The organism is Planococcus sp. MB-3u-03 (assembly GCF_002833405.1).
Lineage (GTDB): Bacteria > Bacillota > Bacilli > Bacillales_A > Planococcaceae > Planococcus.
Map to the genome: position 1 here is coordinate 17,789 of NZ_CP025123.1, position 24,241 is coordinate 42,029.

Here is a 24,241-nt window from a genome sequence, read left to right on the forward strand (position 1 = left end):
ATCTCGCCTTTTACTGCTAAGATTTTAGAGTCGCTTTGAAATTTTGTTACATATAGAGATAATTTCTCTTTCTCTTCGAAGTTTTATACCGATTCTTTAATGCCTTTCTTCTATTGAATTGGTAGTACATCACTTCTGAAATTCCGTCAGTCGTAAGTAGTTGCACTTCAATATTCGCCTTTCTTAATTGCATTTGAGCAGCAGTCACTCGACGATGCAGCTCACTAAAGGCTTTTTCAATAATCTTTTCTTCCAATTCTTCCTGTGTTTCGGCTCTAATATCTTTTTCGTCAATCGTATAATCGAAGATCATGAATCGCTTTGTTTCATAACGCGGAGTAGAAGTCTGCCAATCTTGCAAATCTCGAATTAAGTTTTCTCCATACTCGCGAGCCAACGGATTTAAGTCGTCCTCTTCTTTCATCGTTCTTTGGATTTCTTCTATCGGATCCGTCAGATCAACGAAGCGGTTTTGCAAGTACCAGCGAACGCTATTCACTTGAGCCAACCAAGTTTCAAAAACAGCATCGACGCCTTCTTGCTCTTCCGGATTCATGAGAAAGTAATTTACCGGTTGAACTTCGGCCATAATTGAAAATACATTTCCGTGTTGAACGATCATATGATTTTCAATTCCTACTAAGTTTGGGAAAAAGTCTTTAAACGGATTGGCTTCGACTTCGTCCTCATCCTCGTTTTTCTGTTTTTTCTTATTCACTTTGCCTTTGTATTTTTGATTGCCTTTTTTCGCTTCCTTCCAAGGCAAGATTGGTTCCTTCATTGCTATCTTTGCGATGATGTACATTACAAGCCCTAGGATGACTAAGAATAGAAGATCTCTCATTCCTCTGAACGCCCCTTTCTCCAACTTCCGTATTGAGTTTTTCTTTGCAACACGATCCAGTAATAAGCATCGCGGTTCATATTGTGTTTACCGACTTTTATAAATCCGAGAAATACGATGATGAATCCCACAGGCGCTGCGCTGATTATTGCAGCTGCCGCTCCGACAAACCATGAAATTTTTGCAAACAGTAAATAGACAAATGGAACGTAGGTGTATAAAAGGATGCCCCCAACGACTAAGTAAATTAGCTGTCTTTTTGAAATAACTCCCATGATTTCTTTCTGTTCACTGGACATATCAACCGGTACTTTTGCAACTCTCACTTAATTTGACTCCCTCCGTATAAAAGAATAAAAACACCTTCATCAATTCAAATGAAGGTGTTTTTGCTCATGGCGTTGAACTGGTTAACCTCCAATGCCCGTAGCCCAGCCAGCGATGTCGTATGCTTTGTAAATGACAAAGATACCGGCAATTGCAAAGCCTAGAGCGCCCATACCTGCGGAACGTTTTTGAGGGTTACCTGCGCTACCTGAGAGTAAAATTGCTCCTACGACGATACAAGCAACTCCCCAAAGACCACCAAGACCCATAATCAAGTAAACGACTTTCTGTAGATCATCAAAAAGTCCATCGGTGCTGCCTGTATCACTGATGCCTGCTTGATTCAGTGCTTTAGATACGTTCGCTGATGCTGACGTTGCCATAAAAGCGGTTGTGGCCAGTGCAGCCAATAATGAAACCTTGAGTTTTGAAGCACCTTTCTTCATGTTCCCACCTCCGAGTGATTTGCGGAATTTCTCCAGAAAAAACGAAAAAACCCCACTCTAAACACGATAAACTTGCGCACAGCAGTGCGAAGTCGTGTTTACAGTGGGGTGCTCCCATTGACTTGTCATTTAATTACTCTTATCATACCCAATTCCTAAAATTACCGCAATGGCTTTTTAAAATATTTTCCATAAAAGTTTTGGGTTTGAAATAGCACTAATGAATAATAGTCAAAAGTAAAATATAAATTTGATGTGTTAAAATAACATCTATAATTTGTAAATTTATTCTATACAATATAGCTATTCTCACAATCTGTTAAGGAGGACAATATGAATAAAACTATAAAAGTGGAATCTAAAGTTTCAACTCCTGTTGAATTAAAAATGAAGAACATCCACTGTTAGAGACCAATTACATTAAATTTAAAAATTAACCCCAATAACTAATTCTAAAATACATACTTATGAAGAAGGATTGGACTTTGTCTTCGCTCATGAAGATATTAAAATGTTGCTATAACTGGTCCATATGGAGCGGGTAAAACAAGTTTAATTAATACTTATAAAGAGCTTAACCCAGAAAAATTTTTAAATATATCGCTTGCTCTTTTCAACCAGAAAAATGAGAGTAGTATAAAAGACGAATCAAAACCTCGGAAGAGGAAGAACCAATCAAGGCGAAATCTGAACAACCTCTTGAGGATAACATTTTGGAAGCAAAATTTTAAATCAGCTATTGCATCAAATAGACTCAAAAATTCCTAAAACCAACTTTAAAATAAAAGAAAAATTCCACAGAAAAGGATAGTCTGGAATACTATTTTAGTTCTTATGCTTGGACTGTCTATTCTATTTTTTTTTATTTTTATAACTCTTGGATTACTTTTATTCCTAAGTTGTCTAATAATATGATATTAGGCATTGCAAATGTTAGTACAGTTCCTGAAGTTAAACTCGCAGTCGGTGTTACAAGCATTTTAATTGTATCTAAGTTTTATATGATCTATTTGTAATACAAAATAATAGAAATATTTTCAAGAAGCTAAATTTACAAGGAAATCAAATTGAAATTTTGGAAGAAAGCGATGATTCCTATTTTGATAAATATCTCAATGAAGTTTTTATATTTTCGAAAATTCTGGCGCAGATGCGATAATCTTTGAAGATATCGACCGTTACAATGCAAACCAAATATTTGGGAAGCTGAGAGAAATAAATACATTAATTAATAATAAGAAAAAGAATGATAATAAGAAGCAGAATAATAAATTAGTCAGTTTCTTCTATAAACACAATCCAAAGGTTAGTGCATTCATCGAAAGAAAACAAAATTATTTTTAAAAAGACGAATTCAATAATTTTGATAAGCCTCTGCGATTTATTTATTCTTTAAGAGATGATGTATTTGTTTCGAAAGATCGTACTAAGTTTTCGATTTTATCCTTCCGGTTGTGCCGGTGCTAGATGGATCGAATTCTATGAGCAATTCTTAAGAGTTTGAAGATGAGGTTAAAGAAAAACATTAGATACCCAGTTTCTACAGGGGGTATCTTTATACGTAGACGACATGCGGATATTAAAGAACATCTATAATGAATTTTAGTTTATAAAAAGACTAGATACGATTGAACTCGATTTGAATAAATTGCTAGCTTTAGTTACTTATAAAAACATATTTCGAGAGATTTTGGTGAACTACAATTGAGTGCTGGATTTGTTTACAATCTGTTTAACGAAAACCTAATTTTTGAAGGAAGAAATTGCCACTATCGAAAGGCAAATTTGTGAAAACAAAACCTTCTAACTGAAATTCATAACGAAAATTAAATAGTATTGAAGAGCTTGACGCCATTTATTTTCACATCCCTCATATACTGAAATCAGTAAAAGGACAGTCTATTGAAAAGTATGAGCGTAGGATTGATTTAATTAAAGCCATAAGAGAAAATCCGGCATCAGTTGTGGTCGTAGACGGTAGATATGCTCAAAATATCCGTTCTATGGATGTGAGTCAGTTTCTAAGTGATATGGAATCTAACCCTGAATACTCAGAACGAAAAACTCATTCAAGATAAAACATTTCTAGAAGATGAAAGAATATCTTTAGAACTACAACAACTCAAAAAGAAAAGCAATTATTAAGCAAAAATAAACTACAAAATATTATAAACAAATCTAACATTGATTCGATCTTTAAAAGTAAGCATACCAATGAATTGGGCATCAACAATTACTTTAAAGAGATAAGGAGCAGTCCATACTTCCTTTGATAAAGTATTTAATTAGAAATGGATATATAGATGAGACATACCCTGATTATATGACTTATTTTATGCTACTAGTTTGACTATTGAAGATAAAATATTCCTAAGAAGTATTTCTGATGAAGAAGCTAAGGATCCCAATTACCATTTGAAAACCTTGAATTAATAGTTTCAAGACTTGACGCTGCTGATTTTCAAAGAAGTGAAATATTAAACTATGAATTATTGGAGTATCTTCTCAGTACTTTGATTCGAATCTTGTCTATCTAGAAACTTTTATTAAGCAACTAGAAGAATCCAAGAACTTCACATTTATAGAAGGTTTTTAGGGTTAGAAACCCACACAAAATATTCATTAGTATCTAAAATTGATATGGCCACATTTCTTCCTAGAAGTCATTAGTATAAGTAACTACGATGAACTACTGAAGAAAGAAATTTCGTTAGCCCTTTTAAATTATTCTAGTGTAGATGAATTGAATCATATTAATAAAGACAGCCAACTCGAAACATATATCAAATAACGAAGGCTTCTTAAATCTTGAGAATCCAGATATTAATAAGATAACCGAAAACTAGATTTGTTGAACGTTAGGTTTAAAGATCTTAACTTTGAAATTTCTCATACGGAATTACTTAAAGAAGTATACGAAATGAAATTGTCTGAACTGAACTTCCTATTGATATGTAAATTTTAAAACATATTTATTTAATTGAAAGTGATACATCTCTTACTCATAAGAATTACAGTTTGATTAGGACCAAAAGAATGAAAGTTTATACGATTACGTTAACAATAATATTCAAGAATATTTAGAGGTTGTATTAGAGAATTGCGAAGAAAAATAACTGATGAAGAACCTGCTATTTTAGAGTTATTAAATAACCAAAATGTTGAGTTTGATACGAAAATCAAATATATCAATTTCTTGGTTAACAAGGTTAAAGATCTAAATGAAATTAAGGATATTGGATCATGGCCAACCGCATTAGCACATGGAATTATATTAAACGAACCTTCTAATGTTACATCGTATTTTTCAAGAATGAGAACGGCCTAGATTCTTATTTAGTTGATTTTATTAATGAATTTGAATTAGGTTTATCTTTTGAACCCGATTTCCTTAATGCCAATTTTGGTGAGGATGCAGCAGAATCGTTCTATGATGCAGTTATCCAAGCAAACACTTTAGCTAACAAGCAATACAAGTCTATTTTAAGCTCTTTCGATTGGCACTATGATGAATTTGAAATTGAAGGTGTCGAAAGCGAAAAGTTTCAATATTAATAGACCTAGGATAATCTCAATGTCAGAAGAAAACTTAACGTTTCTTAGAGAGCGATATGATGAGCTGAAAGAACAGTTTATTATTAAAATATAGACGATTATTTAGAGTTGCTAAACCCCGAAATCTATAGACTTGATGAGGCACTGTTCTTACTAGAATCATCCATTAGCATTCCACAAAATTAATAGTATTAAAACATAATGACAGCGAAATAAGCCTAAGAGAGAGAGAGTTAGCTACAGAAATTAAAGGGTATATTATCGAGAATCACTTTGATTTAAAAGACTTTCAGTTCTTACTGGATAATTACAGTAATGAAAAACGTCAGATTCAAGAAAAGATAATAAAATTGATCTCTGAACAATTTAGTTACGTGTTAAAAGAAAAGCTATCAATACCCTTCAACGTTCTGAAGGAAATTTATTTGCATAAGCAGCTGTCAGAACAACAAAATAAGCAATTGTTAGTCTTGAATTTGAAAGACTACGTCCTTAATGAAGCCTACGAATTGTTTGCTACCCTAAACTCAAAAGAGTATTTAAGTTTGTTTGAGGGAGGACGGCCAAAGATCCCGAAAACTGATATCGACAAACAACTATTGGATGTCCTCAAAAGTAAAAATTGGATATCATATAGCGTCGATAAAAACGAACCAACATATTTCAGAGCTATTAGTAAAAAAGCAATTAAAAGACACTAAACTTTATATTTTTCCCAGTTAAGTTGTAATAAAAAAGACGTTCACAAGGTGATTTCTCACTTTGTGAACGTCTTTTACTTTAAAGATTCTTTTAAAACTCTTTTATCTGCGGAAATTTGGAATTCAAAAACATATCATCAATTCCCTTTCCATCTTCTTCGTTCCACATTGCCATGCGCACTTCATAACCCTCTGATTTTAAATGCGTAATGAAATCCTTCAGTGGTCTTAAAACATCCGGATTCGAAAGCATATCCATATCATATGCCAATGTAACAATGCGTGTATTCATTTCTTCCAATACTTCCATAACGTTAAACCAAGTTGAGACACCTGGTAATCCAATGAAAGTCGGTGTTTTTTCTTGATCGATAATTTGTCCGGATTTGTAAAGCCGCGCCATATGTTCTACTGCAATATCTGCTTTTAGAGCACCTTCGGTAATCCAAACAGAATCAGTTTGATGAATCTCCCCTTCTTCCCAATCCTGCAGCTGGCTTACTGGAACAGCTACATGAACTGGCAAGGGATTCCCCGCTCCTGTTCCTTGCTCTTTGTTAGCTGAAGATAACCAAAAATACCGCTGCCCTTTCTTCAAACACACAGAACCATAGTTGCCATTCGTCATAATGGTAATACGTTCGCCTTCAGACAAGTATTCCTCTTTATACACTTCGCCATCAATTTTTACTTGTACCTTGTTTGGTTTTTCAATAATCTCAGCTGTAACGTGATCATTGAATGTCCCTTCAAGGACCGCTTTAAATCCTGGATTATCTACTCGAATTTGAAATCCTGTTAGTTGATTGCGCGTATTGCGGTATGGAATCAAGATACCTGGTGCACCTGCAATCATCCAGCCGTATTTATTCTTAAAGAAACCAGGCACACCTTCAAAGGCTTCTTCACTCACGTGATTGAGCATGGCCTTTGTTGTATCCCATGATTTCGCTGGAAACGTGCGATACTTTCTGTGGTGAATTTCTTTTTCTTGCATCGAACGACTCGGCCCTGTTAAGTGTTCATGATGAACATCTTGAAGATATGTGTTTTCAAGCATTGCGCCATAGACAGCATTCAGCTGCTGAACAGGCGCTTTCTCGCTCTCTAAAATATACTCTTCGAGATTCTTTTCTTTTGATACCGGTTCTTTCAAGAAGTGAAGCCAAGAGGTCATTTTTTTCGAGAAGATAATCTTACTTTCTACTCGAATACAGACCACGCGGTTCCCATCACTGTGCAGCATACAACCCCCGCTTTTTCCGCAAATCGGACAAGTCTCACGAATGATTTCATACCAATCTTTCATTCTTGTGCGTCTCAACGTGCCTCTCATAATATCCTCTCCTTCGATTAGATTATTCTTTTGAATCGTTTATGGATTGGTGGCATCGCCGTAACAATTCTGTACTTTGCAGGCTTCTTGCCTCTCCCAATAATCAAAACCATCGGCAGTCCATCCGTATCACATCCTTCAATCTCAAATGCGATTCGGTTGTTATACATAGTCGTTCGCGTCATTTCTCCCTGCATAATGCAGTTGATCATATCAGAACGCGTATAGCCCCGCTTTTCAATGCGTAAAAACGTGTGCCCTGATATTTGAACCTTTCCTTGCATTAATGCTTTTTTAATCATACGTTGCTCATCCATAGTCCTTCGCCCCTTTCATTCGTCATTTTTCGACAAGAAAAAAAGCCCCTGGACTGATTAATAGACAATAGCAAAAGCTATCTCCAAATCAGCCCAAAGGCTTTTTCTAATCGTCACCGTCGGAGCGGGTTTCGCTCGACATAGTAAATTTAAAAATTTTTAATAAATTTACTATATCACTTCTAATTTAGCCGTTCAAGATTTTCTGAAATCCTTTAGACTTCGTTAGCTGCTCCCACCAGTTCGCTTTTTTCTCTTGTAACTGGAATGATGGCCCGATTAGATGTCTAGCGAGCTGATGATATGGCTTTTGCACTTTTTCTCTTACACCCGCTTGAAAGTAAAGCGGTTGGTTTTGATAATAATTTCTCGCTGTTTCTTCCCACAAGGGAGGCATTTCAGCTAATAAGTTACTGCCTAACCCTTCTGATATAATGCCAGGTTTTGAAGCTGAAATTGATTTGTTGTGAATCAAGTGAACATCTAAGCCGGACGATTCCTTAATTCCTTTAATGTATCCTTTCCAGCTATTCAATTGCTGCACCCGGTCGTCTACCAATATCCATAGTTCATCTAAATACCTTAGCGATTCTTTTGTAAAGGCAGCCATTTCCCCAGTGGGTATATCAATTAACGTCACATCATAGATGCCGGTCATTCGATAAAATGCGTCGAATGAGTCGGGATTCCAATGATGTTTACCATCTTTCGTATTTAAGGGGAAAAACTTCACACCCCGATACACCCACTCGCTATTTCCAATTGCTTGATCCGCATGTAAGTTTTCGGCCAAGCTCACCCATTTATCTGGAACGGAACCATATCGAAGCAGCCAGTCTTTTAATATGTGATTACTTGTTAAGCTCTCTAAAACCGCCGTATGAATTCGGTTCTCTGCAAGAAAGAATGAAAAGTTTAAAATGAACGACGTGACGCCCATCGCCGGGAGCGGGGACCAGACCCCGATCGTTTTAAACTCATCCATTTGCGGACCGGTCAGGCTTTTTTGAATACTACGAAGTCTTTTAGAATAACTGGCATTTTCACTAGCTGATGGTGAATGTTCAACAACCGCTTCTACTTCTTCCGCTTTACTATCTGCAGGAGCATCATCGATCTGCTGAATTTCGTTCAGTTCCTGCTCTTGTGATTCACGCGCAATATCTTCCATTTCCTCTTCTGAGAGTGGCGGTTCTTCTCCAATATAGGGCTCATCATTGAGTTCTTGTGAGTATGAAGGTGCCCCTTCAGTAAACGAATCAAATGCGTCACTTTCGTCTTCTTCCACACCGAGCTCATTTTCGTCCTCTAAAGACATTTCATTTTCATCAATAGGGATAATTGCTTTTATCTCTTCAATTAGCATATCTACATCGAGTTCATTGGTTTTCTTGTCAATAAGGACTGGAGTACCCGACCATTCCTTCCTTCCGGCATTTTGAGCGTCAACAAAGATAAAATCATCTAATTCTGCAAATTCGCCTTTCAATGAATCATACTCGGCAGAATCTACCTCTTCATTGAGCAGGAGACACACTTCAGTCTGATAGTCGCTATACCAATTCTGAAATTCTCCAATCGATTGAAAATCATGAAGTCTATATCCGGCTTCAAATAGTGAACGCTTTATCTGTTCTTTCATCCCTGATGGAAATTCTGTAGTAAATACCGAACACACATGAATTTGGTCCTTTGCCATGAAATCCCCTTCCTTTTTAGAAAATAAAAAAGCGCACATTCCCGCTATCTTATGAGATAGCGGTGAATATGCGCAGTGCTTGCGTTGATTTGAAATTACTTTGACTATAGCACAGCTTTTCCAAAAAAGTAATAACTCTATTTATTTTTATCAGCAGAACGGGTATACTATCAGTATATTCTTTAATTTTTTTAATTTTGTCGAACGTTACACGTTCTGACGGTGATGACACTAACAAGCCTCTGGGCTGATTTTGACACATAGCTATTTTGCTGTGATGACTAATCAACCCAGGGGCTTTTTTGCGTTTTCAATTAAAAATTGAAGAGTAAAAACGTTTGGGAAAGGGTGTATTTTTATGGAGAACACTAAAGTTATGGAGGGATTGAAAGCACCATTTGGTTATGATGATATCGAATGGAAAGTTCAATCAGCTACCGAGAGAAACGGAGAAATATCAGTCCTTGTTGTTCCTTATCTAAACGCTCGCGCCATTATGGATCGTTTAGATGCAACTTGCGGGGCTCTATGGAAATCAGACTTCAAACAAATGATCATCGAGACTGCAAAGGGACAGAAGCAAGGATTCAGTTGTATTTTGTCCATCAAAATCGACGGAGAATGGATCTCACGAGTTGATGGAGCAGAAGTGTCAGATATTGAATCCATTAAAGGCGGCTATTCCAACGCACTTAAACGAGCAGCAGTTCAATGGGGAATCGGCCGATATTTGTATGACCTCCCTAATTTTTGGGTACCGTTACAGCGAAAAGGCAAATGCAACGTGTATGGTTATTTCAAAATTTCGGGAGAGAAAAGACAAATCAGCGGTAAATTTAATCCGCCTACTATCCCTGCTAAGTTCTTGCCTGAAGGACATACGTATTCCAATAGACAAGAACAGCAGCTTGAGAACTTTGATTCCAGCACTTCAACGACACATCATGACCAAACAACTCAGAAGTCCGAAAAACGTACTGGAAAACCATCGGACATGGCATCAACCATGACCGAGAAATCCCCTTTAGAGCACACAATTTCCTTATTCAAGTCGCTATCTATCGGCTCAGAGCTTGTTCCTGGACTCATGAAGAAGATCACCGGTGAGCGGATGCAAATTGGAAAGGCTACTGAAGAACAATTACGAGAAGTTGCTAAAGTTTTAGTTCCTGTCAAAAAATACATCGAGTATTGCCAAAACCAAGGTTTGACGGAGGATGAAATGCTGTACTACGCGCAAATTACTCTACACGAGAAATTGGAAAGCCATTTAAGCCTATTGCTTAAGATGGATAAAACCATTTGTAATGAAACGATACAGCTGATCCATGAAGACCGCGAAGCGGCTCAACCAGCTTAATCGAGAGACTTGAACACATAAAGGAGAAGGCATCCCCTTCTCTTCTATGTGTTTTTTTTATTGCTTGTAAGTCTGCACCTTATAGGGCAGCCAAGTGAAGGGAGAAAATTAAAATGAAATTCACACTAACAAAAGATGTTATCCAACAGGCTATGCAAAAACTTCGTCCGGTACTGAATGCCAAAGGCACAATTCCAATTTTGGCAGGAATCAAGGTAGAAGCTATGGCGGATTGTATTATGCTGACAGCCAGTAACGCCAGCGAAAGCATCATCCATCGTATTCTCCCAAATGGAGAAACTACAACGATTGATAATGAAGGAGCGGCCGTCCTCACAAAAGAAGCCTTTGAAGTAACATCTAAACTTAGCGGAGAAATCACATTTGAACTTGTGGAGAAAAACCTTCAGGTGACTCAAGGAAAGAAAACCTCTTTGAGCTTTACGACAATGGCACCCGAGGAATTCCCGAAAATCGGAGCAAATCCTACGTCAGCGCCAATCGTTCTAACGGGCCAAAAGTTTTCCGAACTTATCTCCCGAACAGTCTTTGCAGTAGCCAAAACCGAGACGCGCCCTGTTCTAACAGGCGTGAATCTACAGGTTGGTGAATCGCTGCAGGCGATTTCGACTGATAGCCACCGGTTAGCAAAAGTAACTATTCCTTTGGAAGAAAAGTTGGATGAAGTATCCATTACAATCCCAGGTAAAATGCTGGACCATGCATTGAAAGCATTTGACCTTTCCAAAGGTATTCTCTTATCTATTGATACCTCGCAAATCGCGATGGCCAACGGGAATACGATCTATTACTCTCGCTTGCTGGAAGGTAACTATCCTGACACGCAGCGTTTGATCCCGACAACTTTTGATGGCGAATTGACACTAGACGCTAAAGAATTCACTGAATCTCTTCAGCTGCTATCGACTCTTTCTTCAGAAGGTGTGATCAAGCTAGAAGTAGATGGGCTTTTTGTAAAGCTGGATTCAAAAAACGAAACCGCTAAAGGACACCGTGAGCTTTCGTTTATTGAATACACGGGTGAAGCCGGATTCACAGTTTCTTTCTCTTCTGGCTTTTTGCTTGAAGCTCTGAAACGAATCGATTCAGACGCCATCAAGCTGAACTTTTGTGGAGCCCAGCGCCCATTTACGGTAGAAGGAATTAATGAAAAAACAAAGCAAGTACAATTGATCTTGCCTGTGAGAACTTATTAAAAATACATGGAGAGTGAAAGAACATGACGGCCGCCAAGCCATCGTGTTCTTTTTATTTTCTAAAGGAGAATTCACATGAAATATGATTTTGAACAGATAAATGTTGCTTTCGAAGCGCAGCCTGTAAACGAGAGAAACGAATCTACTGAAATAGAGAAAGAGATGTACGCGCTTTATTGCATGTTGAATCGCATGGATGTTAGTCAAATTGACTTTTCGAGATTGGATTCTCATGCAGTTGCAGAAGCCTATGACTTATTCGAGCAATCCGTAAGAAGCGAAGACCAGGATGGAACGATCTACTTTTTGCAAGATTCCCCATGGTCTTCCCTTCTTTGCACGCTCGAGCTTATGTGGAATTTTGCTAAAACTGAAACGAAAAAGCCCATCCCGGCTTTTCCGTTGATATGAGGTGATTCCATGAGCATGGAGCATGAACAATTTTATATGTGCCAAGAGTATTTACGATCTTTGAAACTGGTCACTATCGCAGTTGAGTCAGGAATAGAGCCCAAGAAGTTAAAGGGTCTTTCGATCGTTCCTACCTACTATGGCAGTTTAGAAATAGCCGAGGTGTTCACGGGCATTCTAGCTCAATTTTTCGAGTTAACTGTTTACGATGCATATTGTGATGACTTCGACAAAGACTACGAGAGATTCCTTGCGAATAGTCAATTCACAAACAGCGGAAAAAAGAAAATCGAAGAAGCCTATAAAAATCAAGAGGTGGCGATTTTTGAAATTGATTTTCCTGCTGCCGCTAATTTTCCAATTGATTGTTTAGATTACGAAGAGTCATTGGCGTTTGGAAGACAAAGAAGTAAATTGTTCTTCTGCAAAATAGCCGATTTCGGGTTACCAGCATATGATGACGCGCTGAGAGAAATACTGCTTCATAGCAAAAACACTAAAAAGGAAGTGACTTCATGAATTGGACATTGCAATTCACTGATGTACCCAAAAATCCCGATTTTCCAATCATCGGATTTCAAGAGATAGCCCCTAGATTAAAAGGGCCAGAACAATACTTCTCGTTAGATCAAGTCATTGGAATATTGTCTAACATTACCGAAATGCCTAACGATGATTCTAATTTGAGAGAAGAAATGATCGTTTTCCCTATTCTTCCGGAAGGCACATTACTTTATTCCAGCCATCCAAATGGAAATTTAGAGCAAATCGTTTTTGAGATTCCGCAAAAGTCTTTCGATATTCGATACAAGGATGAAGATGAATTCTTTTCACTCGCCTTCCCTCGAATGATCTTTATGTGTGAACTCAAAGGCATGGGAAATCAAAAACTAATTGATACGATGCGGATTTATGCGGTAGAGAACAATAAGGAGCCTATTACGCCTGAAACGCCCTTATACGACTTCCCCTATCCAAATGTCATGAAAGGCTCCGGAACGGTTTGCTGGGGTATTAACGAACGACTCCTGGTCGATTCTCTGATAGAAGCGAAAAAAGCGCTATTGCTGTTCTTTTCCGCTCCTTTTAACGAGGACCACGGTGTGCGGACTACCTTAGGAATCAACACTTTCCGGAAGTTGCTCAATGAATTGGACGAGCAGCCATATAGCGATGATTGGCTTGTTCCTGCATGTAAAACACTCGGACAGGTTTTGAGAGAAACAGATTATTAATTGGACTTGAATAAGCCTATACCCTAGAGGATAGCTTCAAGAGAGGAGAACTTACTATGACTAACATTTTCGAGCTTTTCAATATGGTGGATTCTAACGAAAAAGAGAGACAAGATAAAGAAAATCAGAAAAAATAGGCTGAAGCCGAGAAGAAAGCCAAACAGCAAGAAGAACTGCAGAAGAAAGTTGATGCTGCTAATGCTGTATATGGACCAAAAGAAGCCCCGAAAGCTCCCGCTCCTAAAAAAGAAGCCGTAGACGCTTTTAAACCGGACGAAGAGACCGTTATTCGCTTCATGGGCGATTCGCTACCGGTAGTTGATTTCTTTTCACCTGAAGAGCTTGCTGAAGGCTTGCTTGTGAAGAAAAAAGACCAAGATCCTGTACGCCAGCCGTTAACCGGAGAAATGCTTCGTGCGCGGATGGAGAAAGAGTATCCGGAATTGGTTAAAAATCATACCGACGTAGTCTTTTTGAAGAAAAAGAACATTATTGTGATCGTCATGAAAGCGAAACCGAAAGGCGCACCAAACCAAGACCGGAATCACTTCCGGTCTTCTCTTTACCCTCTTCCATTTACTTTGCTTCAGCAATTTATTGCGATAGCTAAAGAGTATGGAAAGCATAGTCTTGAAGTTCATGGCGACATTTACTATATGACGAATACCCAGCAATATGTGTTGGATATTCCTTCGCAGCGAGTTGAAGAATATCAGGTCGAAGTGATCGAGACAATATTTGATTTAGCTGACCGCTTTTCGGATGGTATGAAACTTCTAGAGATTCATTCGCACCATACTATGCCACCCGCCCCCTCTTCACTTGATAATCAATCTGAGCGATCTCCAGGAATGTGCTATGCCATTGTCGGCCATACACAGAAATTCTTTCCTGATATGACCGCTCGAATGTTTGTGAATGAAGAGATTGGTCACAAATCTTTAAATCTTACTGATTTATTTGAAACACCGTTTTCTGAACTCCCAGAGTATGATCTCCACAAGATTGAGGTGGTCAAATGATTAACCTTCTGGATTCAGCAAAAACGGATTACTCTACCAAAAAAGGCATTTATCCATTTATCGTTCAAATCGGAACAGGCGGTACGGGTGGTTACCTCGTTCAGCATATTGCACAATTGCTTGGAACGAGTAAACGCGCCGCTACTTATGTTATTGCCGATCCTGATGTGATTGAAGAGAAGAATTTGGGGAATCAATTGTTTTTAGCTTCAGAAGTGGGATTAAAAAAAGCTGAAGTTCTTGCATCCCGCTATTCTTATGCTTATAACATTGATATTCGCAGCAAAACCACGGGCTATATTGAATCAGTAGAAGATGTATTAGAACTATTTAACACGGACTACCTAACAGACATTTCCTACTCGGACATATTGATGCCAATTGTCATCGGTTGTGTCGATAACAACTATACCCGCAAAGTGATTCATGATTTTATTAAGGAAAATGCAGGCGTATATATTGATGCTGGCAATGAATCTACTGTGGTCCCTGCTGACTGGCAAACACGCCCGAAAGCTCAATGGACCGAAGATGAATTAAAAGCGTTCAATGAGAGCGGCTGGAGCGGTCAAATTGTCACTGGCTTGAATCTGAATCTTGCTAAGCTACCTACTGTAGCAGATGCATTTCCAGATATTCTTGAGACAGAGGACAAAGAGCGGCCCAGTTCAATATCTTGCACAGAATTAACGGCAAGTGAGCCGCAGCGACTAATCGTCAATAAGTTCTCCACGTTGGCCATTTTGAGCGTTTTGACAGAGATTGTAGAAGATATGACTCTAAGTAGCCATATCACTTTCTTTCAAGCTAAGAAAGGCTACATGCGCTCTACAGAGGCGACTAAACAAACAAAAGAACCGCATTCCTTATAGGAGCGGTTCTTTTTTCATTTATTATAATTGGTATGTTTTCTGATCAGTCACTAAGTAATAATCTATGACTGTTCTTGAATGATCTTGCTGTGGAATCTTTTCAATCATTTGATTAATGATGTCGGTTATCTCATTTTGACTAATCAATTGAGAGATTAGTATTTCCAAATGGATTTCAGATTCCCCCGTATTCCGCTCCTTTTCGATCAGCTGGATGGTCCCCACTTTTTGAGCACCCTTGATGGATTCTGTTTGAAACAAAGTCCATTTCTTCATGTTTTCTATAACCGCTTCCCCTTGCATATATACTTGCGGATTTAAAAAAGTAAGGTCGTATGGGGTTGCTAATTTCAATGTATGCGGCTTTTCCGGTGGTTCCTGATAACGGGAAGATTCGGTAAAAGCATAGTAGGCTCCTAAAGCGAGTACATCCTTACGCAGTTGAACTGTGACCTCATAGGCATCATAGAATGACGCTAGAACACGTTTTGTAAATTGTTTCTCTATATCGCTTTGCTGCCATTCAACTTCACTGTCTTGCATAACTGTTTCTAAAAGAGAGTACATTGTGTTTCGCACGTAGCCTTTCCTTAAATTCCATGCTGCTTGTTCCAACTGAAACTCCGGATCCTCTAACAACTCACTCATGATGAAATAGCCTAATAAAAATTGTTCGCTGACTACTTCTAATGTGCGTTCTTCAATGAATTTTTTATCTTCCGGCTCAGTAGCAAAAGCCATAATTTTTTTGCCATAAAATGTTGTGACTGACTGGATAGTAGCTTTAAATTCATAATCTTTATTGAAACGTTTCATCAACTTTTCTGGTACTAGCTCTTTTTGTTCTTTTATACTTACCATTTACTCTTCGCCTCCTGGAGATTCAAATGAACTTTCTAAAGATGGATCGATTTCGTATGGTGGAGCGGGGCTGTCATAGGTTACAAACCATTGACTGCCTTCTTTCTTCATTCTCAATACATAGTAAATAAATTGAGAATCATCCGTTACATATTTGCGATAACTTTCTCCTTCATCTCCACGAATATTTGTAGTTGCTTCGGTGAGCTCGTATGACTCGATTGGAGCGGGCAAATACTGTAGAAATGTGTATTGTAAAACTTCAAATGTTTCTTTTCGATCAGCTTCACTTGCCGGCAATAATTCTAAGAAATCGTCATGTAAATGCGGTCTTAACATTTCATAAAATTCATCCGTATCCAAATCGCCTTTATGGTATAAGTAGAATAAATTCGAGACATATTGCGATAATTCTTGATGGGACGTGAATTCATTTTTTTTCTTTGGCAAATCAATTTCTATACTCTCTTGTTCTTCAGTAAGTTCAGCAACCGCTTCTTCTTCAGAGACATGATCATGACTTTCAAGTTCTTCCTTTTGTTCTTCCGATACTTCTATATCTTCCGGCGCGACTTCCTCATCCCCTTGCCCTGACTGCTTCTCAGCGTTCTCATTCTCCGTTTTTTCAATTTCTTCTTGACTTTATCGGGGACGCAACCAGTAGAAAATAACAATAAACCACTTAAAGGTAATACTAGCCACCCTGTACGCATTCTGAACTCACTCTCCTTATGCTTTTCTTTAGCAATGATTTTCTCAACTTTCGTTTTCCGTTGATGACAACATTTCGTTAAGTTCCCTGTTTCCAAATAGGGACGATAAGAATTAGAGAGTAAGTATAATTCAAAATGATTTAAAGTGAAAACGATTATCCATATTGATAATCTCGCAATCCTTTATCGTTCTTGAAAAGAAATAGCACAGAGTTTTTGAAGAGGAATCGAGAGGTTTGTCTCTACAACAACCGAGTATTCTGTTTTGTAAGCAAACAACGTAATCCAAAATAAAAGTGTATTAATGTGAAGATCGGATGGATTTATAGCTGTAACTTCGCCGTTGGTGGTCCAATCTTTTAAAATATAATCCAACATTATGGATGGACAAATAATAAAAAACGGCTCGTCCTTATGAATCTGAACAAATTTGGAGATTAGATGATGTTCTATATAATCTTCTAAGATATATTTTTTGCTTTGGCTAATTTCGACTCTAAGATAGTTTTGGCCCTCGTGTTTTTTTAACTCATATTTAGTTAATAGAGAACTGACAATAAGATCGTTCAGAGCTTTTGTGGAACCCAAATGATTTTTCAATTACTTCTTACAACGCTTCATAGCGGTGTAAGTCCCCCCTTTCTAAACTACAAATAAAAAGAGCACCCCATAAAAAACAAGAATCGTGTTCTTGTAATTATGGGGTGCTCCCGTTGGTTTAAATTTAGTTAGTAGCTTTATTATAGTCCATGTGTTTATAACGTTCAAGGACAACTTTAAGAGTATTTGTGATTGAAGTGACTGATGTACCAAGCATTTCTGCCATTTCTTCCAGCGATTTTCTTTCGACTTTGTAGAGAAAGTGAATATATGAGGATCGAATTTCTTCTCCTCGGAAATGAGCGTTTATTACTTTGTACAATCGGTCATTAATTTCTTTTAGATTATGTCGTAGGTAGTTAGCTTCTTTTCTATTTGTGGAGGCAACAAGCAGCGAATGGTCTCTAAATGTGGCTCTCTCAATTGCTTGGATGAATATAGCTATATCGGATTCGTCGTAAAAATTACACTTAACAAAATACCCTTGATTGTTTTCAAAACGAACAACAATTTTATTCCCCGCATCAACGACATTTTCTGTAGTTAGGCGTTCAATGTCCTGGAGTTTTATGCCTTTTAGTGTAAGGAGAAAATAGAGTTTATCATTTAATAACAGCTTAGAATTAGAGAGAATTTGCTTTTTCTTTGCAAGTAACTCTTGGTAGTTTGTAGAACCAGTCTTTTCAGGAATATTGTATTCGTATTTTACTTTCGGCATAAAGTCATTAGGAACTTTACCCATTTCCCATAAAAAATTAAAGTATTGCCTTATCGTAGATAGCTTTCTTTTTATCGTAGTATCTGTCACCTGTTTAATTTCTTTCTCATGATCTAAGTATTTCTTAACGTGGAGGGGCTTTATCTCGAACGGTTCGAGTTTCCGGCCAGCGAAATTTGTAACAAAAGCTAGAAAGATATGCAGCTGTTCAATTTCGTATTTCAAGGTTTGTTCCTTGATGTTATTACTGCGTCGATATTCGGCATATTCTTTAAGCATGTTTGTCCCCTCCTTTAAATAGATCTTCCAATTAATTATAGCAAATTTTTCATCAACGCCGCGCGTTATTACATTCAAGGTTATCTTCTAGGAGTAATTCAAGTTTAAATACAAGGATATATACATAATCGTTTCTCATTCTAATAATTATCCAATAAACCTTTTAGAAAACAGTCGTATCAAGGGATTACTAAAAGTGTAGGTACTGAAGATTTTGAAGTGATGATTTTCTATAAATGACCTAACGCATATATAAACAAATAGCAGATTATATAATTTATATTCAATCTCTATAATTCAGTTTTTTAGGCATAATATTCCAGTCTTAGACATAAAAAAGGCAAAACAACTATGGTTTTGCGTAAATTGATAGAATAAAGTCGTGGCCAGTGCCATAGAATCAATAGCAGTACAAATGCTAAATCAGATAGGCCATTAAATCACACGACAAATAGACCTCTCATTTTAGAATAAGAAGCCAGAATTTCTGTATTGCTGCAGTTTGAAGAATCACCTCTACTGTTCGAGAATCTCGCGGAACATATTGAAGTGATGTTGTTTATCGTAGTTCACTCTATTGCTAGAACCTTTAGTCGTTTCAACGTAAGGCAATTGATTTACGACCTTCACTGGAGCGGAACGTGTGGAGGCAAGATCTTTCAAATACTGTTCGTATTTCTCTTTTTGAACCAGGAGAGTTCTTTCTGCTAACTCAAATGCAATTTCGCGCAATTCTGGGCGCGTCAGCCCTTGCTCAAAGTGAGAAAGAATTGACAAATGTACATGCGAAGTTTCCTCAAAAATCGGACTCCATCCCGTTTCTTCTGATGGCAAATCGTTTTGATTAATACCTAAATCTAGTAATTCCTTTTCGAAAACTACTTTATGGTTTATTGAGGACTTAGTGTTGTAGTATGCGAGTAATTTGTTCACCTCGATGAATGTAAGCGATCCAAAAGCAGTTTTAAAAGTATTTGGTAGGTCCATTCCGGCCTTGCTTGCAGCACTAATGTCTTCAGCTGCCTTCAACAATATTCTTCGAATAGAAACTAAAACATAGTAATTCATCAAGTGGTCCTGCAAAGCAAATTCTTCGGTGTCGTGCACGTCGATAAGGGGCATCTTCTCTTTGCAGTAATCAATTAAGGATTTTTTATATATAGCTAACCCAACTAGACTGGCCGCTTTAAAGAGATCGTTTTTGATTCCAATAATGCCATTTATGGTATTGGATTTAAGAAAAGATGATTCGTATGCGTTTTCTTTTAAGATATTATCGATTTCTGTATGTGATGCTTTCACATTCATTGTTTTTGCCGTCACAGATTTAGCTAAATAGATATACAAAATGTGTGTGTCATTTTCAACCTTACGCTTAGAAGTTCTTACTTTCTTTTTAGAAAGGTTATCGCCTTCCGGTGATGAAGAATTCATGATTTCCACATGTTCCTCAAGGAGCGTTATATGTTCCTGGATATTTTGTTGGTTTATAAGTATAAGTCGCTTATTATCGTCGCGAGACGGTATCTTAAGTTCAATCACGTCTGCTTTTAGACATTCAATAAGCGTAGCCACGACATTCTTTGCTGACTTCATATAAACTAAGCCATTTTCTGCTGTATGTAGAGTATTATCGTAAAGGTTTTCGATATTAACACGTAGTGGTGCATTTTCGATTCTCGAAGATAAGACATAGGAAAACAAACGTGTAGCCCAACGCCCAAGTTTAGGAAAGTTCCCATCAACTAATCTTTCATAGTTAGGGACAAATGAAAGCCTATTAGACTTTTCAAAAGTATGGACGTTGCTAAAGAGTTTGCCACTCTTCTCTTCGATAATGCCGGCATTTATTGCTACCTGCAATGCGTGTTTAAAAGAGCTTAATGTAAGATGGAGACGCTGCTTAATCTGAAACTTATACAATTTGATTTCGCGATCTACATCAACGTACGGACTTACTGTAAACATCATTCTGAAAACAGTCGGAGTTATATCTATCAGATTTTTAGAAAACGATGAAACGAAAGAACGGGATATTCGCGCGTAACGGATATCGGAAATGTCGGTTTCATAAGTTGAAGTTTTGAGTGCGACCATCTTAAATCCTCCTAAGTAATATGGGCATTTTCACATTTTGTAAGCGTGTTTGCTTTGATCTTCTTTCCCTTAAACATTTAAAGGTTTAAGGGAATCCCTGAAAACAAAAGCAATATACGCATTTAAAATGAGAAAAGCACCAGCAAATTATATAAAAAGTCTAGAATTTGCTTTCTTAGAGGTATAGAGTCTTGCACAGCCCTTATCTATTTGCTAAGATAAAGGAAGTGTTAGATACTAAAAAGACAATAAGAAAGCGGGCCTGGTTGCTCTCATTTTAAGAAGAGTCCAAGCAGAGTTCGATTTTGAAATAAGCTTGTTGGCGCAAACTTATTTCTATAGTGGTTTCTATAGTGATTTATTTCTGATGTTAAACCGATCCAGTGGGGACTGGATCATGAGAACTTGCAGCTTGCAGGTTCTTTTTCGGCTGAATGAACAAAAAGTTCATGACCTTGTACTATTAAGGCAGAAATATCCACCTTAATAAACCCATCCTCACCCTAAATTCTAGTTTAAAACCAGAAAATTCAGAATAAGATAGATTGGTTGCCGAAGAGTCATATAAAGCATAGCATTTGAAAAAGATGTCCACATTTTGTTTGATAATGTAAGAAAGTGGGCATATTAATTGCTTTGATGATCAGCTTATATTTCGCACCTTTGTAATTATCTTCGACTACTTATAGCTAATCGTTAGTTTTTAAAAGAAAACCTTTATTTTATTTACGATATAGGAAAATGGGTATCTTTTAATAAATTCTTTTAGACTATTAGAATCATATTGATAAATTATTTCATTTTGGACTCTCCAACGCTTGCTACCCAGAGCCCTGAATGCTATTATGAGATTAATTAAATATGGCTTCGTTATCATGTGTTCATGATCTTGTAGCCGAAAAGTCAAGAAAACCCGAAGTTCTTAGGAACTTGGGGTTTTCTTTGGTATTTTTAAAGTGCAAGTGAATATGCGATAGGAAGTAGTAAAGCTAAAGCTCCTGCAATTGTATATTCAACTGTAGCAAACCCTCTCAGAATCTTCATAGATCGCTCTCCCTTCTCAAATAGCTCCTCTTGTGCTTCTATCAGTAATTTCTCTTTGGCCTTTATAAGCGGCTGTGAGTAGTCTGATTCGATATCTTTCGAAAGAACACTAATCTGTTTTTCTTTATCTTCAATTTCTCTTAATACGTGCCATTTCTGTTTCAAGATGATCCTGTTGTTCATCTAGTTTAGAAAGCTTATCCGATTGCTCAGTGGTAACCTCGGGTTTTATTTCTTCTTCTTGATCAGAGTCAGGGCCACTAAACAATTTTGCAAAGAATCCCTTATTTTTAGTTCTTCCCACATTTTCACTTTTTGTTTTAGTGAAAGAATCTCTAAATACTCTTTCCGTAAATCTATGTTTTCGAGTTTATTCTCTAATCGAGTTAAATCAATTTGTAAGTCCTTTTTCTAAGCTGCAAGTTTTGAAGCTCAGTTAATTTGGTACTTCTTTTGTTATTCAATTCAAGGTAATTTAAAATTCCTACATTTTGATTTTATTTCTTTCCCCATTTGATTGAGGTTCTGATATAAATATTCGAATAAAACCCTTCTCGATAAGGCTTAGTTTCTTCTTCTGTCATAACTCGAGGTTCTTGTGATCTAACATCAAATTTACTAGAATAATTTTAAATATTGCGTCTAGCTGCCAATTTTCTTTTCTCATTTCCATAATAAACAAGGCTATCTGAAGATCCAGTTCATCGAATTGACGAATATCCTCAATTTTAGGAACGTAATGAATATTTTGGGATTCGAGTGAATTAAACCAGTTTGTGACTGTATTATAGTGGACCTTTTCTTCATTGCCGGTTATTAAACTGAGTCGAGTGCGGAGTTCCTTAGTGAACTCACTCAATAACCATTTCTTCGTATACTTTTCCATAGCTGCCCTCCGAACTTTTACTGCTGTACTCATATTATAACTTAAAATGTTGATTATAAAGCATTTATGATGCACTTATGGTGCACAATATGTGCATCACAAAGGATTCACAGATCACTTGTGGAGCACAATTTAAAACCGAATTATTGAAATCAGTGGTTTTATAGCCACATATTATAAAAAATTAAAACAAATAACTTCGTTAAATTGTGAAGCATCACAAGAACATCACAGCTCACATGTGAAGCACAATTACTGAGTTGTGAAGCGTCACAAGAGCGTCACAGTCCACATGTGGGGCACAAATTGAGGCGTGGCGCGGGTTGAGAAAAAGAGGATTTTAAAAAAGGGCCTACATGAAGTCAATCTCCATGTAGGCGTAGCTTTAATCTTTGAATAGGATATCAAAAGCATCTTCTGTTTCATTTTCTTTTTTAGAGCTTTCTTCTTCATTGGTGGAGTTACCAAAGATATCTTCGAATTCGAGTTCAGCATCGGTAGTAGCAACTTTAACTTCCTCAAAATCTGCAAATATATCATCATTACTTGGAAGGGCAGCTTGTTTTTCGGCTTCTTGCAATCGGTTGCTTTCTTGGATCATTGCTTTGACTCTTTCAGGTAATTGCAGTCCAGCAAATACCGAATAGAAGTAAGTATCTTTAATGTTCTTGTAATTGTAATTATAAAAGGCAATCGGTTTCTCGTTTGCGATAGGGGCAATATGATTGATTTCCGATTCAATTGCATTTGTGAATCCAAAGTTAAAGACTCGATTGCTAGTGGCTTCATCTGCAAGTATACTCACGGCCAATCGTTTAGTACGACCCAAGTCATATCCGTCTGACAAAATTCCTTCTACGATGTTTTCCTTGAAATCATTAACTTGATCTTCAGCCTTAGAAGTGGAAATATCAGACGTTGGTTTAGAGAACTTAGAGAAGTGAAGTACGCCAGGCGTCTTAACCAGGTTTTCAAACTCTGAACTGTCAAAGTGGTTTTCACCTACGGGCTTATAACTTGCTGTAACAACATTTAATTCGTGTAGGGATTCAGCAATGAATTGATTAGTAAAAGATAGATAATCAGAAATGAGTGCTGAATTAGATTTGGTTTCAGTAAAGTGATCAAATAGTTTTTGATTGTCGACAATAATCATTGAGCCGAGTGCTTGCATGGCTTGATTGATTTTTTTCAGTCGTTTAATTGCATTTGATATTACAGTCAAACCTTCATTTTTTCGCGGCAAAGTTAAAATTAACCCGAACTTACCTTTGAAGCCTGACTTCATTACTGAACCAATTGCTTGAATAATAGAACCTGTGCCAGTACCGCCGCCAAGACCTGCTACGATCCAAATGAAGTCTGAATCCTTGAACTGATTTTTAATGTGCTCTTGAACTTCTCCTTCGCTTTCAAGATACATTTGTTCGCCTAAATCAATATTGCGTCCCGCACCTCGGCCGCTCCCAATCAGTAACTTATTGATAGCAGGGTTCTGCACTTCGATTTTATCAAGATCGATTTGATTGGTATTAATAAGCAATGCGGAGTAAGGATATTTTTTGTTTGGTATATTAGTAGAAATTTCTGCACACGCTGCAGCAATTGAATTACCGCCCATACCTAATCCGATAAATCCGAAATTGAGGCTTGTATTAATCTTTGTACTACTAAAAACTGCATTTTTAAAACTCATAATAA

21 protein-coding genes and 1 pseudogene are annotated in these 24,241 nt (G+C 37.2%); 9 read left to right on the forward strand and 13 right to left on the reverse strand.

Features of this window, described 5'->3' with window-relative positions:
• Window positions 1-46 precede the first annotated feature (46 nt).
• From CW734_RS00100 to CW734_RS00110, 3 genes are all read right to left on the reverse strand, one after another.
• Window positions 47-844: a hypothetical protein gene (locus tag CW734_RS00100; RefSeq protein WP_232786986.1), complete on the reverse strand. Its 798-nt coding sequence runs from the start codon at window positions 842-844 to the stop codon at window positions 47-49.
• Complete coding sequence (locus CW734_RS00105) at window positions 841-1,170, reverse strand: PrgI family protein (RefSeq protein WP_101188952.1); 330 nt, start codon at window positions 1,168-1,170, stop codon at window positions 841-843. Before CW734_RS00105 ends, CW734_RS00100 begins: the two co-directional genes overlap by 4 nt.
• Window positions 1,171-1,254: 84 nt before the next feature.
• Entirely contained in the window at window positions 1,255-1,617 is a 363-nt protein-coding gene (locus CW734_RS00110) for a pilin (RefSeq protein ID WP_101188953.1), read from the reverse strand.
• Between the two features lie 555 nt (window positions 1,618-2,172).
• Here CW734_RS00110 and CW734_RS19795 point away from each other — a divergent pair.
• Both CW734_RS19795 and CW734_RS19800 read left to right on the forward strand, forming a co-directional pair.
• Entirely contained in the window at window positions 2,173-2,385 is a 213-nt protein-coding gene (locus tag CW734_RS19795) for a hypothetical protein (RefSeq protein WP_442956937.1), read from the forward strand.
• Between the two features lie 381 nt (window positions 2,386-2,766).
• Window positions 2,767-3,342: pseudogene (locus tag CW734_RS19800) on the forward strand (YobI family P-loop NTPase); the annotation flags it as partial.
• A gap of 2,622 nt (window positions 3,343-5,964) precedes the next feature.
• Here the strand turns inward: CW734_RS19800 and CW734_RS00120 are convergent.
• The 3 genes from CW734_RS00120 to CW734_RS00130 all read right to left on the reverse strand — a co-directional run bounded on the left by CW734_RS00120 (window position 5,965) and on the right by CW734_RS00130 (window position 9,225).
• Entirely contained in the window at window positions 5,965-7,209 is a 1,245-nt protein-coding gene (locus CW734_RS00120) for a DUF3854 domain-containing protein (protein ID WP_101188955.1), read from the reverse strand.
• Between the two features lie 17 nt (window positions 7,210-7,226).
• Window positions 7,227-7,526, reverse strand: coding sequence for a hypothetical protein (locus tag CW734_RS00125; RefSeq protein ID WP_101188956.1), 300 nt, complete (start codon window positions 7,524-7,526; stop codon window positions 7,227-7,229).
• A gap of 187 nt (window positions 7,527-7,713) precedes the next feature.
• The gene (locus CW734_RS00130) at window positions 7,714-9,225 is read right to left on the reverse strand and encodes a hypothetical protein (protein WP_101188957.1); all 1,512 of its coding nucleotides are present in this window, start codon (window positions 9,223-9,225) and stop codon (window positions 7,714-7,716) included.
• 358 nt (window positions 9,226-9,583) lie between these two features.
• Here CW734_RS00130 and CW734_RS00135 point away from each other — a divergent pair, with 358 nt between their 5' ends.
• The 7 genes from CW734_RS00135 (at window position 9,584) to CW734_RS00165 (ending at window position 15,342) form a co-directional block, all read left to right on the forward strand.
• Complete coding sequence (locus tag CW734_RS00135) at window positions 9,584-10,585, forward strand: Rad52/Rad22 family DNA repair protein (protein ID WP_101188958.1); 1,002 nt, start codon at window positions 9,584-9,586, stop codon at window positions 10,583-10,585.
• A gap of 113 nt (window positions 10,586-10,698) precedes the next feature.
• Window positions 10,699-11,802: a DNA polymerase III subunit beta gene (dnaN, locus tag CW734_RS00140; RefSeq protein WP_101188959.1), complete on the forward strand. Its 1,104-nt coding sequence runs from the start codon at window positions 10,699-10,701 to the stop codon at window positions 11,800-11,802.
• A 75-nt stretch (window positions 11,803-11,877) separates the two neighbouring features.
• Window positions 11,878-12,213: a hypothetical protein gene (locus tag CW734_RS00145; RefSeq protein ID WP_101188960.1), complete on the forward strand. Its 336-nt coding sequence runs from the start codon at window positions 11,878-11,880 to the stop codon at window positions 12,211-12,213.
• A 9-nt stretch (window positions 12,214-12,222) separates the two neighbouring features.
• Window positions 12,223-12,732, forward strand: a complete 510-nt coding sequence (locus tag CW734_RS00150; protein ID WP_101188961.1) for a hypothetical protein — start codon at window positions 12,223-12,225, stop codon at window positions 12,730-12,732.
• Window positions 12,729-13,448, forward strand: coding sequence for a hypothetical protein (locus CW734_RS00155; RefSeq protein ID WP_101188962.1), 720 nt, complete (start codon window positions 12,729-12,731; stop codon window positions 13,446-13,448). Before CW734_RS00150 ends, CW734_RS00155 begins: the two co-directional genes overlap by 4 nt.
• A 296-nt stretch (window positions 13,449-13,744) precedes the next feature.
• Window positions 13,745-14,470: an MPN domain-containing protein gene (locus tag CW734_RS00160; protein WP_101188963.1), complete on the forward strand. Its 726-nt coding sequence runs from the start codon at window positions 13,745-13,747 to the stop codon at window positions 14,468-14,470.
• Window positions 14,467-15,342 carry a ThiF family adenylyltransferase gene (locus CW734_RS00165; protein ID WP_101188964.1) on the forward strand — a complete coding sequence of 292 codons (876 nt, stop codon included), beginning with the start codon at window positions 14,467-14,469 and terminating at the stop codon, window positions 15,340-15,342. Before CW734_RS00160 ends, CW734_RS00165 begins: the two co-directional genes overlap by 4 nt.
• Window positions 15,343-15,363: 21 nt before the next feature.
• Here CW734_RS00165 and CW734_RS00170 read toward each other — a convergent pair whose 3' ends face one another.
• The 7 genes from CW734_RS00170 to CW734_RS00205 all read right to left on the reverse strand — a co-directional run bounded on the left by CW734_RS00170 (window position 15,364) and on the right by CW734_RS00205 (window position 24,236).
• Entirely contained in the window at window positions 15,364-16,203 is an 840-nt protein-coding gene (locus CW734_RS00170; RefSeq protein ID WP_101188965.1) for a hypothetical protein, read from the reverse strand.
• The gene (locus CW734_RS00175; protein ID WP_157824089.1) at window positions 16,204-16,566 is read right to left on the reverse strand and encodes a hypothetical protein; all 363 of its coding nucleotides are present in this window, start codon (window positions 16,564-16,566) and stop codon (window positions 16,204-16,206) included. It abuts the gene before it with no gap.
• A 1,074-nt stretch (window positions 16,567-17,640) separates the two neighbouring features.
• The gene (locus tag CW734_RS00185) at window positions 17,641-18,513 is read right to left on the reverse strand and encodes a phage integrase N-terminal SAM-like domain-containing protein (RefSeq protein WP_101188968.1); all 873 of its coding nucleotides are present in this window, start codon (window positions 18,511-18,513) and stop codon (window positions 17,641-17,643) included.
• A 516-nt stretch (window positions 18,514-19,029) separates the two neighbouring features.
• On the reverse strand, window positions 19,030-20,610 hold the full coding sequence (locus CW734_RS00190) for a hypothetical protein (RefSeq protein WP_101188969.1): 1,581 nt from the start codon (window positions 20,608-20,610) through the stop codon (window positions 19,030-19,032).
• Between the two features lie 951 nt (window positions 20,611-21,561).
• On the reverse strand, window positions 21,562-21,819 hold the full coding sequence (locus CW734_RS00195; RefSeq protein ID WP_101188970.1) for a hypothetical protein: 258 nt from the start codon (window positions 21,817-21,819) through the stop codon (window positions 21,562-21,564).
• 415 nt (window positions 21,820-22,234) lie between these two features.
• The gene (locus CW734_RS00200; RefSeq protein ID WP_101188971.1) at window positions 22,235-22,540 is read right to left on the reverse strand and encodes a hypothetical protein; all 306 of its coding nucleotides are present in this window, start codon (window positions 22,538-22,540) and stop codon (window positions 22,235-22,237) included.
• A 385-nt stretch (window positions 22,541-22,925) separates the two neighbouring features.
• Entirely contained in the window at window positions 22,926-24,236 is a 1,311-nt protein-coding gene (locus tag CW734_RS00205; RefSeq protein ID WP_101188972.1) for an FtsZ/tubulin family protein, read from the reverse strand.
• Window positions 24,237-24,241 lie beyond the last annotated feature (5 nt).

Bases quoted from the DNA above. Each gene is read 5' to 3' on its own strand.
- CW734_RS00170 (WP_101188965.1), bottom strand. From the start codon at position 16,203: ATGGTAAGTATAAAAGAACAAAAAGAGCTAGTACCAGAAAAGTTGATG.
- CW734_RS00205 (WP_101188972.1), bottom strand. From the start codon at position 24,236: ATGAGTTTTAAAAATGCAGTTTTTAGTAGTACAAAGATTAATACAAGC.
- CW734_RS00150 (WP_101188961.1), top strand. From the start codon at position 12,223: ATGAGCATGGAGCATGAACAATTTTATATGTGCCAAGAGTATTTACGA.
- CW734_RS00190 (WP_101188969.1), bottom strand. From the start codon at position 20,610: ATGGTCGCACTCAAAACTTCAACTTATGAAACCGACATTTCCGATATC.
- CW734_RS00110 (WP_101188953.1), bottom strand. From the start codon at position 1,617: ATGAAGAAAGGTGCTTCAAAACTCAAGGTTTCATTATTGGCTGCACTG.
- CW734_RS00145 (WP_101188960.1), top strand. From the start codon at position 11,878: ATGAAATATGATTTTGAACAGATAAATGTTGCTTTCGAAGCGCAGCCT.
- CW734_RS00120 (WP_101188955.1), bottom strand. From the start codon at position 7,209: ATGAGAGGCACGTTGAGACGCACAAGAATGAAAGATTGGTATGAAATC.
- CW734_RS00200 (WP_101188971.1), bottom strand. From the start codon at position 22,540: ATGGAAAAGTATACGAAGAAATGGTTATTGAGTGAGTTCACTAAGGAA.
- CW734_RS00165 (WP_101188964.1), top strand. From the start codon at position 14,467: ATGATTAACCTTCTGGATTCAGCAAAAACGGATTACTCTACCAAAAAA.
- CW734_RS00155 (WP_101188962.1), top strand. From the start codon at position 12,729: ATGAATTGGACATTGCAATTCACTGATGTACCCAAAAATCCCGATTTT.
- CW734_RS00125 (WP_101188956.1), bottom strand. From the start codon at position 7,526: ATGGATGAGCAACGTATGATTAAAAAAGCATTAATGCAAGGAAAGGTT.
- CW734_RS00100 (WP_232786986.1), bottom strand. From the start codon at position 844: ATGAGAGATCTTCTATTCTTAGTCATCCTAGGGCTTGTAATGTACATC.
- CW734_RS00185 (WP_101188968.1), bottom strand. From the start codon at position 18,513: ATGCTTAAAGAATATGCCGAATATCGACGCAGTAATAACATCAAGGAA.
- dnaN (WP_101188959.1), top strand. From the start codon at position 10,699: ATGAAATTCACACTAACAAAAGATGTTATCCAACAGGCTATGCAAAAA.
- CW734_RS00160 (WP_101188963.1), top strand. From the start codon at position 13,745: ATGGGCGATTCGCTACCGGTAGTTGATTTCTTTTCACCTGAAGAGCTT.
- CW734_RS00130 (WP_101188957.1), bottom strand. From the start codon at position 9,225: ATGGCAAAGGACCAAATTCATGTGTGTTCGGTATTTACTACAGAATTT.
- CW734_RS00135 (WP_101188958.1), top strand. From the start codon at position 9,584: ATGGAGAACACTAAAGTTATGGAGGGATTGAAAGCACCATTTGGTTAT.